Source organism: Gordonia namibiensis NBRC 108229 (assembly GCF_000298235.1).
Lineage (GTDB): Bacteria > Actinomycetota > Actinomycetes > Mycobacteriales > Mycobacteriaceae > Gordonia > Gordonia namibiensis.
Window position 1 is genome coordinate 1 of record NZ_BAHE01000016.1, and the last position, 13,169, is coordinate 13,169.

Annotated in this window: 12 protein-coding genes, 1 tRNA gene and 1 pseudogene; 7 read left to right on the plus strand and 7 right to left on the minus strand. The window is 65.3% G+C overall.

Going from position 1 to position 13,169, the window contains the following annotated elements; all coding sequences use genetic code 11:
* A partial coding sequence (locus GONAM_RS10295) for a DUF222 domain-containing protein (RefSeq protein ID WP_040536013.1) occupies nucleotides 1–722 on the minus strand: 722 nt, incomplete at its 3' end.
* Between the two features lie 201 nt (nucleotides 723–923).
* Between GONAM_RS10295 and GONAM_RS10300 the strand changes: the two genes are divergently transcribed.
* The 6 genes from GONAM_RS10300 (at nucleotide 924) to GONAM_RS10320 (ending at nucleotide 8,470) form a co-directional block, all read left to right on the plus strand.
* Nucleotides 924–2,975: a heavy metal translocating P-type ATPase gene (locus GONAM_RS10300; RefSeq protein WP_245548602.1), complete on the plus strand. Its 2,052-nt coding sequence runs from the start codon at nucleotides 924–926 to the stop codon at nucleotides 2,973–2,975.
* 744 nt (nucleotides 2,976–3,719) lie between these two features.
* Nucleotides 3,720–4,787, plus strand: a complete 1,068-nt coding sequence (locus GONAM_RS10305; protein WP_369403358.1) for a cutinase family protein — start codon at nucleotides 3,720–3,722, stop codon at nucleotides 4,785–4,787.
* On the plus strand, nucleotides 4,762–4,929 hold the full coding sequence (locus GONAM_RS22940) for a hypothetical protein (protein WP_006866708.1): 168 nt from the start codon (nucleotides 4,762–4,764) through the stop codon (nucleotides 4,927–4,929). The genes GONAM_RS10305 and GONAM_RS22940 overlap by 26 nt, the downstream gene beginning before the upstream one ends.
* A 328-nt stretch (nucleotides 4,930–5,257) precedes the next feature.
* Nucleotides 5,258–5,872, plus strand: coding sequence for a SipW-dependent-type signal peptide-containing protein (locus GONAM_RS10310; RefSeq protein WP_006866709.1), 615 nt, complete (start codon nucleotides 5,258–5,260; stop codon nucleotides 5,870–5,872).
* Between the two features lie 425 nt (nucleotides 5,873–6,297).
* Nucleotides 6,298–6,777, plus strand: a complete 480-nt coding sequence (locus GONAM_RS10315) for a signal peptidase I (protein WP_245548603.1) — start codon at nucleotides 6,298–6,300, stop codon at nucleotides 6,775–6,777.
* 40 nt (nucleotides 6,778–6,817) lie between these two features.
* Entirely contained in the window at nucleotides 6,818–8,470 is a 1,653-nt protein-coding gene (locus GONAM_RS10320; RefSeq protein WP_006866711.1) for a hypothetical protein, read from the plus strand.
* Between the two features lie 65 nt (nucleotides 8,471–8,535).
* Here the strand turns inward: GONAM_RS10320 and GONAM_RS10325 are convergent.
* The 5 genes and pseudogenes from GONAM_RS10325 to orn form a co-directional block, all read right to left on the minus strand.
* A pseudogene (locus GONAM_RS10325) lies at nucleotides 8,536–8,751 on the minus strand (RNA polymerase sigma factor); the annotation flags it as partial.
* A gap of 153 nt (nucleotides 8,752–8,904) precedes the next feature.
* On the minus strand, nucleotides 8,905–9,216 hold the full coding sequence (locus GONAM_RS10330) for a DUF4190 domain-containing protein (protein WP_006866713.1): 312 nt from the start codon (nucleotides 9,214–9,216) through the stop codon (nucleotides 8,905–8,907).
* Nucleotides 9,217–9,392: 176 nt separating this feature from the next.
* Nucleotides 9,393–9,728 carry a hypothetical protein gene (locus GONAM_RS22200; RefSeq protein ID WP_006866714.1) on the minus strand — a complete coding sequence of 112 codons (336 nt, stop codon included), beginning with the start codon at nucleotides 9,726–9,728 and terminating at the stop codon, nucleotides 9,393–9,395.
* Between the two features lie 121 nt (nucleotides 9,729–9,849).
* Nucleotides 9,850–9,922 (minus strand) — tRNA-His (locus tag GONAM_RS10340).
* A 102-nt stretch (nucleotides 9,923–10,024) separates the two neighbouring features.
* On the minus strand, nucleotides 10,025–10,624 hold the full coding sequence (gene orn / locus GONAM_RS10345; RefSeq protein WP_006866715.1) for an oligoribonuclease: 600 nt from the start codon (nucleotides 10,622–10,624) through the stop codon (nucleotides 10,025–10,027).
* Between the two features lie 78 nt (nucleotides 10,625–10,702).
* Here orn and GONAM_RS10350 point away from each other — a divergent pair, with 78 nt between their 5' ends.
* Nucleotides 10,703–12,292: a helicase HerA-like domain-containing protein gene (locus GONAM_RS10350; protein WP_006866716.1), complete on the plus strand. Its 1,590-nt coding sequence runs from the start codon at nucleotides 10,703–10,705 to the stop codon at nucleotides 12,290–12,292.
* Between the two features lie 20 nt (nucleotides 12,293–12,312).
* On the opposite strand, the gene cmrA is transcribed toward GONAM_RS10350, so the two are convergent.
* Nucleotides 12,313–13,119, minus strand: coding sequence for a mycolate reductase (gene cmrA, locus GONAM_RS10355; RefSeq protein WP_006866717.1), 807 nt, complete (start codon nucleotides 13,117–13,119; stop codon nucleotides 12,313–12,315).
* Nucleotides 13,120–13,169 lie beyond the last annotated feature (50 nt).

Sequence of the window (13,169 nt, forward strand, 5' to 3'; positions counted from 1 at the left end):
CCGGGTGTGGCCCACACAGCAAGCAGCATCGTGACCCGGGCGAGGAGTTCGGGGGTGAGGTTGGCGGTCATTTTGGCGGTGCCGTCGGCGCGTTGGCGGTGGATGCTCAGGTTGCGGCGGCGTTTGCGGTCGGTGTCGTCGGCGAGTGTGCCGTCGGGATCGAGGTGAGCCAGCAGGCGTGCGCCGAGGGCGGTGATGTCGGCGGGGGTGTGGTCGACGGCGATCTCGGCCATGTGTCGTTCGGCGGCGACTTTGATGTCGTAGTCGACGGCGTGGGGGATCTGCTCGAGCACCTCGACGACCGCTCGCACGTGCGCAGGCCCGACGCGACCACCGGCGAACGCCTCCGCCAGGGCGGGATACTGCGGTGGCAGCTGCTCGCCGGTGTGGCTGGAAAAGCTTGCGGTGGCCGACATCTGGTTGCGGCGTCGGATCGGTTCGGCCACGCGCAGACGGTGGGTCATGAACTGGATGACGCTGCGGTGGCCGGTCTTGTGGGGCAGGTCTCGTTCGGTGGCCTCGACGATCTGGCGGTCACCGGCGAAACTCAGTCGCGCGATGGCACGTTCGGTTTCGGCCGCGACGTCGACGAGTTCGGAATCGGAGCACTGCGTCAGATCGGCGGTCTGCAGTTCGGCGGTGATCCGGTGCAATTCCTGCACGAGTTCAGACGCGCGCGAAACCGGGGCACCGGACTGCGAGATCTCGGTCAAGACGGTCACCCCCCGATGCCGTTGTGCGAATGTATGTTCGACTTTACTCGCAAACCTGTTGACGCGCAACGAGTATCGAAAAACAATCGGTCGCCGAACTTGTCGGTGGCGTCTGATAAGGGGCTGCCGTTGTCGGGGTTGGGGTGCTGGGCCCGACTCTGCCCATATTGCTTCTTACGGTATACGGGTAGGGGGTATATAGTCGGACGCATGAGTGCTACATCGACCCATCACGGGCACGACACGGGTACGCACGAAGGTCACCAGCATGCTGGTGGCGAACACGGCGGTCACGCCGACCACGTCGGCCGGTTCCGCCGACTGTTCTGGATCATGTCGGTACTGGCCATCCCGACGGTGGCGTTCAACGAGATGTTCGCCCACCTGATCGGCTATTCGCTCCCTCACCACGGGTGGGTCGCGTGGATCTCGCCGGTACTGGGCACGGTCATCTACGTCTGGGGTGGCCGGCCGTTCCTCACCGGTGCGGTCGCGGAAAGTCGGTCCCGCGCCCCGGGGATGATGCTGCTCATCGGGCTGGCCATCACTGTTGCCTTCGTCGCGTCGTGGGGTGCGAGTCTCGGGTTGTTGGACAGCGAGCTGAACTTCTGGTGGGAGCTGGCACTCCTCGTCGTGATCATGCTGTTGGGACACTGGGTCGAGATGCGGGCGCTGGCCCAGACGACATCCGCCCTCGACTCACTGGCCGCGTTGCTGCCCGACGAGGCGGAGAAGGTCGACGGTGCCGGAACGGTTACCGTCCCGGTCTCCGAACTGGAGGTGGGCGACGTGGTGCTGGTCCGCCCCGGTGCAGCGATCCCGGCCGACGGGGAAGTCGTCGACGGCACGACGGATTTAGACGAGTCGATGATCACCGGTGAGTCGCGGCCGGTCCGACGATCGGTCGGGGATCGCGTGGTTGCGGGGACCGTAGCCACGGATTCCGCGGTCCGTGTCCGGGTCACCGCGATCGGCGAGGACACCGCGCTGGCCGGCATCGAGCGGCTCGTCGCCCAGGCGCAGGCCTCGTCGTCGCGGGCTCAACGTCTTGCCGACCGCGCCGCCGGGTGGCTCTTCTGGTTCGCCGTCGTCTCGGCGGCTATCACTGCAGTCGTCTGGACCTCGGTGGGCATGCCGGACTCGGCCGTGGTCCGGGTGATCACGGTGCTCGTCATCGCCTGCCCGCACGCTCTCGGTCTCGCCATCCCGTTGGTGGTGTCGATCGCGACCGAGCGTGCGGCGCGTGGGGGAGTGCTGATCTCCGACAGGCTCGCCCTCGAGACGATGCGGTCGGTCGACGCCGTGCTCTTCGACAAGACCGGGACGCTGACCCGTGGCGCTCCGACGGTCCTTGCCGTCGAACCGGCGGGCGGCCGTACATCGGACGAGGTGCTGGCGCTGGCCGCGTCGGCGGAGGCGGACAGCGAGCATCCGCTCGCGGTTGCGATCGTCGAGGCCGCCCGGCGTCGGGACCTGAAGGTGTCGGCGGCGCAGGACTTCACCTCGTCGCCTGCGGTGGGTGTCTCGGCGCGCGTCAACGGGATGTCCGTCGCGGTGGGCGGGCCGAGATTGCTCGACACGCAGGGTGTTTCAGGGCTCCCGATCGCCGGGACTTGGCGCGACGAGGGGTCGATCATTCTTCATGTGCTCGCCGACGGTGAGGTCGTCGGCGCCTTGGCGCTGACCGACGAGGTGCGACCGGAGTCGCGCGAGACGGTCGACGGTCTCCGGCGCCGGGGGGTCGAGACCGTGATGGTCACCGGGGACGCGCGGGCGGTGGCCGAGGATGTGGCACGGGAGCTGGGGATCGACCGCGTCTACGCCGGGGTCCGTCCGGAGGACAAAGCCGAAAAGGTGGCCGAACTGCAGCGCGAGGGAAAGCGGGTCGCGATGGTGGGTGACGGGGTGAATGATGCGCCGGCACTCGCGCAGGCCGATGTTGGCATCGCCATCGGAGCCGGTACCGACGTCGCCATCGCCTCCGCAGGTGTGATCCTGGCGTCCTCGGACCCGCGGTCGGTGCTCTCGGTGATCGAGTTGTCGCGGGCGAGCTACCGGAAGATGGTGCAGAACCTGTGGTGGGCGGCCGGGTACAACCTGATCTCGGTCCCACTTGCCGCCGGTGTGTTGGCGCCGATCGGATTCGTGTTGCCGATGAGCGTCGGTGCGATCTTGATGTCGGTGTCGACGGTTGTCGTCGCGCTCAATGCCCAACTGCTCCGGCGGCTCGATCTGTCTCCCGATCGACAAGCGCCACGATGACTGCGATCTGGTGACTGACGCCTGGCGTCTCGAGGGCTCGGACTCGCTGTCGCCAGGCGGTTCCGAGCCCCGGTGGTGTCTGCGAAGGAGCGCCACTGAGGGTTTGTCATCGAGAACGGCGACATCACGCTGGTGATCTCACTCACACAGGGTCATCTGTCCAAGACGGCCTTACCGGCATCATCGTCTGAAAAGCATTGTGCCGCAACGGTATTGAGGATCGTATATGGATCGGGTCCTAATGCGCGTCGAAAGTAGTTTCGCGGATTCTTGAAATCGCCCCGGAATAGTCGAATATTCATATCTACTGGCAAGTAACAACGGCAAGGAAAAGGGGGACGAAAGTCCCCTCCATTCGCGCCCGTTGTTTCATCCCCCCAACGATGTGAAGATTTGTGACATCCCCTCATGAAATACTCTTCCTCTGCACGTAAGCCGCGCCATGCGTGCGACTCAATCGGTGATTCGTCTCAGTCCGGCCTCTCCCGATCTGCTCGCCAATGGGCAATCGGTCTCGGCGGAATAGCGCTCACTGCGAGTGTTGCGGCAACCGCATTCGGTGGTGCCGGTGCCGGCGTTGCCGCCCCGGCTCCGACGGTTCCCACGTTCAATCTCTTCATTCCCGGGACCTGGGAAACGGATGCGGCTGCTGATCCCACCCATGCAACCGGCGCGCTGGCGGGGGTGGCTGACTCGATCTCGCGGACACACGGCGGCTCGGCGACCATCTACTTCCTCCCGTACATGGCCCGCGCCTTCGACAACGGGCGGACGTACGCGGACAGCAAGGCCACCGCGATCGCGAACGCCTCGAAGGTGCTCGCCGACCGGGCGGAAGCCGACCCCGACCTGAAGTTCACGATCAGTGGCTACAGCCAGGGTGCGGATGCGGCGGGAGATCTCGCCGCAGCGATCGGCAACGGCGACGGCCCGATCCCAGCGGACAAGGTGCTCGCGGTCGGCCTCCTCGCCGACCCTGGCAACGGAACGGCCGGCCAGAAGACCGTGGGTCCGAAGCCGCGCGGAATCGGGATCGCCGATCCGCGCCCCGAGGGGATGGGCAAGCTGTCCGGGAAGGTCACGAGCATCTGCGCCCCCTCCGACCTCTACTGCTCCATCGACAAACGGCGCCATCCTGTCCTGGGCAAGATCGGCACCGTCCTCAGTGAGGGGGCGGAAGAGGTGGCGGAGGCCGTCGAGACCGCGATCGACGTCATCGGCGCGATCGCCAGGATCGACTACGCCGGTCTGGGTGCCGATATCGGTCGATTGCCGCAGCTCATCGGGGTCGGAGACCTTCGGTCAGCCCACAAGGTCGCGGGGCGGGTGAACACTCAGCTGAGGCCGTTCGTGAAGCTCGCGGACACGGTGGACTACGCGAAGACCGCCCGCATCCTCGACCTCATCCCGGACCAGACGGGCCTCGCCAAGGTCGGTGCCTCGATCTGCCGTGTGCTCGACCGGGTGGACATCGAACGGACCGCGGATCTGGTCGGGGAGGTCCAGGAGCTGACCTGGACGGCGGCGGGGTCGGTCGGTGCTCGCGTCGGAGCCGCGTCGCTCCCGGACACCGACGTCTCGGCCGAGGAGGTTCTCGAGTTGGGCAGGGAGCTCGCCTCACTGGTGGCGGATACGACTGTCGATGTCTCCGACGACGGGGACGAGGGGGAAGAGAAGGGCACCGGGGTGTTGTCCGAACTGATCTCGCCCGAGTTCAAGGAGCTCGGCAAGGAGCTGGCCGGGATCGTCGCGAAGCAGGCCGTCGCCGACCCCGCGTCGCTGATCCGTGACGCCGTCACGGCCAAGGACTGACTTTTACTCCGGCAACTCGCACACCAACTACGCCAAGCTCGTCGTCGACGAGGCGGGCCGAAGCGCGATCTCCTGGCTCGGGCTGTGGCTGACGGACACCATCAACAAGGCCGGCGCCGAGGTGGAGCGCGACTCCGAGTAGTCGACAGTTCGGCCGGGTTTACCAATAACTGTTGTCGAAATATCAATGATCATTGTCTTGAATAACAATGCTTATTGTCATTATCGCAATGGTCATTGTCGTAAATTTCGGGACACTAACGAAGTGGGTCGAACGACCATCGAAGAAATAGTCCGATCGGTCTACAAATAAGACAACGGCCGTATCCAGAAAATCGGTACATATGACCAAAAGGCGGTGAGTCACTTCACACGATTGATCTGCAAGAACTGGTAACAAAAAGCGCAAAACAATCTAAATTACTCGTGAGTAGCAATGAGCTACGCCCCCGCAGATTGATGGACGGAAGATGACCAACAACCAGACCCCCACCAGCGCCCCCCTGACCGACGAAGAGCGCAACCGCAAGAGCCGCAAGCGCAAGGCGATCCTCGCCTCCGGTGCGGTCCTCGGTGTCGGCGCCGTGGTCACGCTCGCCGCGTGGAACGACACCGTCTTCGGTGCCGGCGAGTTCGGTATCGGCGACACCGCGTGGAACGTGCAGGGGAGTATCGATGGCACGACCTTCACCGAGTACGAGACGAGCCCGGGCGGCGCGATCGCATTCACCGTCGACCCTCAGGTCGACGCCGGGAACCTGATGCCCGGCGAGACCGCGAAGGGTTCGTTCTGGCTCAAGGAGACCAGGGGCCACATGGCTGCCAGCATCTCCATCCAACCCGCGACGGGCGCCGGTAACAGCCTCGGCCAGGCCCTGCGCGTGACCATCAAGGATGGTCCCACGTCCATCGTGAACAACCAGCCGCTGAGCGCGACGGGCACCGCGAGCACCTTCACGGTTCCCGCGGGGCAGACCAAGAAGCTCGACTTCGAGGTGACTCTGCCGGCCAACGCCAACCCGAACCTGATCACCAACGACTCCGTGACCGCGATCTGGGAGATGAAGGCCCAGAGCGTCGAGTGACCTCTTGATCCTGGTCCGGCGGCGGTTTTCCCCCACCCGACCGCCGCCGGGCCGGCACCTCGTCTCCGGGGCCGACGTCGCCGCAGACCGAGTCCCGCACCACCCTCAAGTCAGAGAGACATACGATGACGACGACCGCGAAACCAGGACCCGACCAGGCTGAGGCGCCGCCGATTCGGGATTCGTGGACCGTCACCACCCCGATCAAGGTCGTCCCGTCGTCGCAGCCACCTATGTGGACGTCGGCCCCCCGAAGCTACGTCCCGGCGTCGGACGCGCCGACCATCCCAATCCCCATGGTCCACCCGCTACCGCCGGTCGACGCTGCCGCTGCAGCATCGGCGACCGCCGAGTCGCAGGCAGCATGGGCTGCCACACGGTCTCTCGGCAGCAAACTCGTCGACTGGGGGCTCAACATCCTCGCAGTGTTCGGCGTGCTGTGCATCGCACTGACAGTGCTTGCATTCGTGGGCAATTACACAATCATCATGTTCAAGACCGGCTCGATGGATCCGACAATCCCGCAGGGTTCCATCGCTGTCGTGCACGAGATCCCGGCGACCGAGGTGAAGGTCGGCGACATCATCACCGTCGACCGCGGGGTCGGTCTGAAGCCGATCACTCACCGGGCGATCGCCGTGAAGCAACTCGGTGCTGGCGAGGCCCTCATCGAGATGCAGGGCGACGCGAACCCGAACCCGGACCCGGAGCCCTACCGCGTCGGTCAGGTACGCAAAGTCGTCTGGCATGCACCGGGTCTCGCGAAGCAGATCGTTTGGCTCTCCAACCCGTATGTGCTCGGTTCCATCACGCTTGGCGCCGCACTACTCGTGCTCTGGGCCTTCTGGCCGAAGTCGAGCGCAGGCCGTCGCAAAGAAGAGATGACCGATCCCTCTCGCCCCTGACCTCCATTTCCTCCGCTACTCATAGAGATACACGGCAAGTATGAACCTCACCAAGCGCAGCAAGATCCTGATCGCCGTCGTCGGCGTAGTCGCGATCGTCGGTGTACTCGCGCAGGCCACCGGCGTCCTCGCGGCCTGGAACGACAAAGTGTGGGGTACGTCGACATTCGGCCTCGCGCCGGCAACAGACGGCTACGCGCGGTCGATCACCGCGCACGCCAGGAACCAGCGACTCATCAGCGGTGACACGTGGGAGGCCACGACAGCGACGCGTACATTTGCCAACCCGGGGACCACCTTGACGCCCGGTGCCACCACCTACACCTCCAAGTCCAGCGGTAGTGGCTTCTTCGGTGTCGGGATGGTGGCTGCCAGAGGGCGTTCGGAGGCGATCTTCTCTCGGAGCGGTACTAACATCACCGCGAGTGCGAAGTCCTGGGCCCGGGACCTGAGGGCCTCCCCGACACCGAACTGGCTTGATCCATTCAGTTCGATCGTGTCCGTCCTGGACACTAAAGAGAACGTGTACACAGCCTCGGTCAACTGCACGTCGACGAACTACGGCGGGACCGTCACACCAACGGCCACCCCTCCGACCGGCGGCGACATCTATATCGGTGTGGGCTCGAACAACAACTACCCGATGCCGGCTCCCAACCAGTCCTACACATTCACCGACTATGCGGTTGGGTACGACGTTGTGGGCACCTTCCATAGCATTATCACCACGACTGCCAAGACGGCGCTGTCGACCCTGATTCTCGACCTCGACATTCGGAATTCGTTGTGGCCGTACAACACGGTCTGGACTGTAAGTATCCAGTTTGTCCGCGCGGAATGCGGTATCGGGCCCTCGCTTCCGAGTGCATCCGTCCAAAACCTCGCTGCGGGGATGGCGGCGCGCCTTGCTCCCTCCTCGGAGAGCACCACGCCGTCCGAGTCCGCGGAGAGCTCGGCGGCAGAGAGCTCCGAGTCGGAGGGCTCCGAGAGTTCGGCTTCTAAGAGTTCTGAATTCGAGAGTGCCTCGTCGGCAAGCTCTTCCGAGAGCGAAGCTGCTGACGCACCGGCCTTAAAGCAGGGTCCGACGACACCGACCGACGTCGATGTCGGGGAACGGTTCCCGGTGACTGCGACCGACGGAACCGACCTCGGTACGGCGACGATTCAGAAGGTCGAGTCCACGGCTCCTTCGGACGGTGCACCGGCGACAGTTGCGGTGAAGATGTCCGTGACAACGTCGGATACCGACGACGACGGACGATTGTCGTCGATCGACTGGGATGACTTCGCCCCGATGGTCGGGGGAGTGCAACAGGCACCCGGGCAGGCACCGAACGAGGGGCCGGAGCTGCCGGACCAGCTGGCGCCGGGCCAGACCTACACCGGCTGGGTGACGTTCACCGCGCCCGGCGCGGCAGGCAAGGCGATCTGGAAGCCCGAGGGCACAGCGGGATTCACGTTCGTCCTGCCGGACCCCGAGGTGCCGGTCACCTCGACGACGTCCACGCCCGCGCCCGTCGCCGTCGCGCCGGAGACCAGCGAACCGGAAGTGGCCCCGACCGAGGATGCACCCGCGGCGGAGGCGCCCGCCGCAGAAGCCGAGGACTCCGACCCGGTGCCCACTCCGGAGAAGAAGAGTCGGGCACGGTCGAGTTCCGGCGAGTCCGCGTCTGATCCCTCGGACGAGGAGTAACCGGTTAAACATCCCGTTGCGTTTTGTCCCGTAACCCGGGACAAAACGCAACGGGATCTTTCGTGTCAGGAGTCCTGAGTCAATCCGGCGAGAGCGCTTGCGAGATAGTCGTCTTCGGCGTCGTTGCCGGGTAACTCGAGTGCGCGTCGGTAGGCGGCGGCCGCACCGTCGTGATCGTCGAGCTCCGCGAGCGTGAGTGCCCGCGCGACATGGAACGGACGGTAGCGGTCGAGTGCGGTGTTCGACGCCAACAGGTCGAGCATCTCCAGCCCTCGTGACGGGGGATTTCTTCGTTGTCGGGACACCCCAGGGTTAGGACGACGTCCGCTGCAGGACAGACAAAGCGGGCGGAGGGTGAGAATCCCCGAGTGGAAGGTCGCTGCATCGCAAATGTTGGCCGGTGGCGGGGCTTCAGGGACCCTCACCCTTCGTTGCTAGGAGAATACGCCCGCGAAAAACGTGCTGCTAAACACAATTACCACCAGGGCGAGTTCGACAATGCCGAGTCCGAGTCCCCACGCGGCTAGGAGCGAGCCGTCTTCGTGGTCTCGACGCCGGGTTTCTGAGAGGCCGATGGCGCCGAAGACGACAGCAGGCAGCGCCAGAACGAACAGTGCACAGAGCAGGCTGATGATTGCGCACACGTTGGTGTTACGGCGGATCGGTTGGGGTGCGGCGGCAGTCGCTGGAGCGGACTGCCTGAGATCGCTTGCGCGAGTGAAGCCTCGACGGGCTGTGCTGGTCATGACAGTTTGATAACACGACTGGTTCGCGCCTGCGCTTCGTTCATCTGACCGTGGCGCGGATTCGGCTGTGCGGAGAGACTCGGACTGGAGTGGTTCCCGCCGTGGTGACGCACGGGTGGACGCGGGAACACGTCGAACGCTGCCCACCGAACTCATCGTGCAGCGGGTCGTGTTCGCTAAGCCCGGCAGACGACGACCGACGCGTCGTTGTCAGCAACGACGACCTCGCCGCCCACCCGGATCCGGCAGTGCAGCTTCCCCGAACCCCTCGCGGCGACGAACAAGTGGTCCGGCGTCGAGACGGGCGAGGTGTTCAGCGTCAACGAGTACCGGCCGGCGAGATTCGAGTACTCGAGCGTGTAGTCCTGCCAGTACCCAGGAGCCCAGGCGATCGAGACGTTCGGGGCGTCGGATTCGACCGTGTACAGGACGTTGACGGCGCTCGCCGGAGCCGCGGTGGCCAAGCCGCAGGCGATGGCGGTCGCGCAGATAACGGGAACGGTTCGACGCACAGGGACCTCCTCGCAGGAGGTTCCATTATCGGCGACGGCCGAGGCGGTGTCGCGGGTTCGGGCGATCGACACCGGGAAACGAAAAGTGGGAGGTCCGAAATTCGGACCTCCCACTCGTCGGGGTGGATGACGGGACTCGAACCCGCGACAGCCAGGATCACAACCTGGTGCTCTACCAACTGAACTACATCCACCATCGGCGTCGGAAACCTGTGCTTTCGCACTTGGCCTCAGAGCCAAGAACACTCTAGCGGGTAGATGCCGCAGAACTCCAATCGGTTATCTGACCTGCGTTTTCAGGCGGGTCCGAGATCCTCGACGATTTTCGCGAGAGCATCGACGTCGGGGCCTGGTGCCGGTACGAAGGCCGCCGCACGGTAGTAACGGAGCTCGCGGATCGACTCGCGGATGTCGGCGAGGGCGCGATGGGCGAGTCCCTTGTCGGGCTGACCGAAGTACACCTTCGGGAACCAGCGTCGGGCCAGTTCCTTGATCGAACTGACGTCGACCATGCGGTAGTGCAGGTAGGCGTCGAGTTCGGGCATGTCGCGGGCGATGAAGCCGCGGTCGGTGGCGATCGAGTTGCCGGCCAGCGGGACGGCGCCGGGCGTCGTCACGTGTTTACGGATGTAGTCGAGCACCATCTTCTCCGCCTCGGCGAGCGTGACGGTGGACGCGCGTACCTCTTCGGTAAGGCCGGAATCGGCATGCATCTTGGTCACGACGTCCGGCATCGACGCGAGAGCCTCGTCGTCGGCGTGGATGACGACGTCGACGCCGTCACCCAGGATGTTGAGGTCACCGTCGGTGACCAGGGCCGCGATCTCGATCAACTTGTCCGACTCGAGTCGGAGGCCGGTCATCTCGCAATCGATCCACACCAGTTTGTCCTGCACCCGACAACCTTAGCCAACCGCCACGACAGGCCCGCGTCAGACGGAGAACAGCGGTACACCGCGGGCTATTGTGTCCTCGTGACCGAAGCCCTCAGCCCTGCTCAGACCATCGCCGCCGGCTATGCCTTCACCTCCACCTCTCTCGAACTCGGGACGGTGTCGGTGAACGGCCAGGTCGACGCCACCGCTTCGGTGCGCATCCCGCTCGCGATGATGAACCGGCACGGCCTCGTCGCCGGCGCCACGGGTACCGGCAAGACGAAGACGCTGCAGTTGCTGGCCGAACAGCTCTCCGCCAACGGTGTGCCCGTGGTGATGGCCGACATCAAGGGTGACCTCTCCGGGCTGAGCCGCGAGGGCATCAGCAACGACAAGATCGTCGAACGCGCACAGCAGACCGGCGACTCCTGGCAGCCCGCTGCTCACCCCGTCGAATTCGTCTCGCTCGGTGACACCGGCATCGGCGTCCCCATTCGCGCGACCATCACTTCCTTCGGCCCGATCCTGCTGTCCAAGGTGTTGGGACTCAACGACACCCAGGAATCGACCCTCGGACTGATCTTCCACTGGGCCGACAAGAAGGGTCTGCCGCTGCTCGACCTGAAGGACCTGCGGTCGGTGATCGCCTTCCTCACCAGTGACGAGGGCAAGGAGGAACTCAAGAACATCGGCGGGGTCTCGCGTCAGACCGCGGGCGTGATCCTGCGTGCGCTGACCAATCTCGAGGCAGACGGCGGCGACACGTTCTTCGGTGAGCCCGAGATCGAACCCGCCGACCTCATCCGCCTCGCGGCCGACGGTCGGGGCATCATCACGCTTTTCGAACTCGGCGCACAGGCCTCCCGGCCCGTTCTGTTCTCGACCTTCCTCATGTGGATCCTGGCCGACCTCTTCGAGTACCTGCCCGAGGTCGGCGACCTCGACAAGCCGAAGCTGGTCTTCATCTTCGACGAGTCGCACCTGCTGTTCGACGACGCGTCGAAGGCATTCATCGACCAGGTCGTCCAGACGGTCAAGCTGATCCGCTCGAAGGGCGTGGGCGTGTTCTTCTGCTCGCAGCTGCCCACCGACATTCCCAACGAGGTGCTCTCGCAGCTCGGCGCCCGCATCCAGCATGCGTTACGCGCCTTCACCCCTGACGATCAGAAGGCGCTGAAAAAGACGGTGAAGACCTACCCGATCTCGGAGGTCTACAAGCTCGAGCAGGTTCTCACCTCCCTGGGTACCGGTGAGGCCGTGGTGACGGTGCTGTCGGAGAAGGGTGCGCCGACCCCCGTCGCGTGGACGGTCGTGCGTCCGCCGCGTTCGTCGATGGATGCCATCGGGGCGGAGGCGATCACCGCCGCCGCCAAGGCGAGCCCGCTGTACGCGAAGTACGGGCAGTCGATCGACCGCGAGTCGGCCTACGAGATGCTCGCCGCCAACACCCTGGCGCCTGGCGAGCCTGCCGACGCGCCCGCACCGGCACCCATCCCGGCTCCGGCACCCGCTCCCGCGCCGGCTCCGAAACGTACTCCGGCACCGAAGCCCGTCCCCGAGGAGCCGGGCATCCTCACCGAGGTGCTGACCAGCAAGCCCATGCAAAGCTTCCTGCGGTCGGCGGCCAGCGCCGCGGGACGCGAGTTCAGCCGGGCGATCTTCGGCACGGGGCGGCGCCGCAAGCGGTGAGAAGTGTTCGGCGCGAAGACCTACTCGGCGCTGAACTTGCGGTAGAACCCGCCGACGATCGGCGCGACCACGGCCCGCGGGGTGTAGCCGCCGGCCACTGACATCGCCTTGGACAGGGTTCCGGGAACGACGCGCATCTTGTTGTGCGCCAACGCGTCCAGGCTCATCTCCGCGACCTTCGCCGACGAATGCCAGAGGAAGTCGGGGACGACCTTGTCCACGATCGACTCCTCTTCGGGCGTCGGCGTGTGGGTGCGGACGGGCCCGGGCGCGAGCAGCGTGACGTGGACGCCCTGGGACGAGACCTCACCGCGCAGCGACTCGCTGAAGGTGTTGACGAAGGCCTTCGACGCCGCGTAGGTGGCGTTGTTCGGGATGGGCATGTTGCCGGCCGCCGACCCCACCATGAGGATGCCGCCGGAGCCGCGCTTCACCATCTGGGGAAGCACCGCGAGGGTGAGGTCGTGAACGGCGTTGACGTTCAGGAGGACCTGCGACTTCTCGTAGGCGGCGTCGAGTTCGGCGACGGGGCCGAAGGTGGCGATGCCGGCGTTGTTGCAGAGGATCGAGATCTCGCGTCCGGCGAACTCGGCGGCGAGGACCTCGACCTTGGTCGGGTCGGACAGATCGACGGCGCGGACCTCGACCGCGACTTTGTGCGCCGTGCGCAGTTCACCGGCTAGCTCTTCGAGGAGTTCGCCACGACGGGCGACGAGGATGACCGAATGGCCACGGGCGGCCAGCGCCCGGGCCAGCTCGCGGCCGATACCGGAGGAGGCCCCGGTGACGACGGCGCGGGCGGTTTCTGAAGGCGGCGGTACCGGCATGGGAGCAATCGTAGCGGCCACTGCGCCCCGGCCCGAGGAGAGCCGGAGCA

Excerpts from the sequence above, each read along its gene's own strand:
- GONAM_RS10310 (WP_006866709.1), top strand. The coding sequence starts at position 5,258 with ATGACCAACAACCAGACCCCCACCAGCGCCCCCCTGACCGACGAAGAG.
- GONAM_RS10305 (WP_369403358.1), top strand. The coding sequence starts at position 3,720 with ATGGCCCGCGCCTTCGACAACGGGCGGACGTACGCGGACAGCAAGGCC.
- GONAM_RS10320 (WP_006866711.1), top strand. The coding sequence starts at position 6,818 with ATGAACCTCACCAAGCGCAGCAAGATCCTGATCGCCGTCGTCGGCGTA.
- GONAM_RS10330 (WP_006866713.1), bottom strand. The coding sequence starts at position 9,216 with ATGACCAGCACAGCCCGTCGAGGCTTCACTCGCGCAAGCGATCTCAGG.
- GONAM_RS10300 (WP_245548602.1), top strand. The coding sequence starts at position 924 with ATGAGTGCTACATCGACCCATCACGGGCACGACACGGGTACGCACGAA.
- cmrA (WP_006866717.1), bottom strand. The coding sequence starts at position 13,119 with ATGCCGGTACCGCCGCCTTCAGAAACCGCCCGCGCCGTCGTCACCGGG.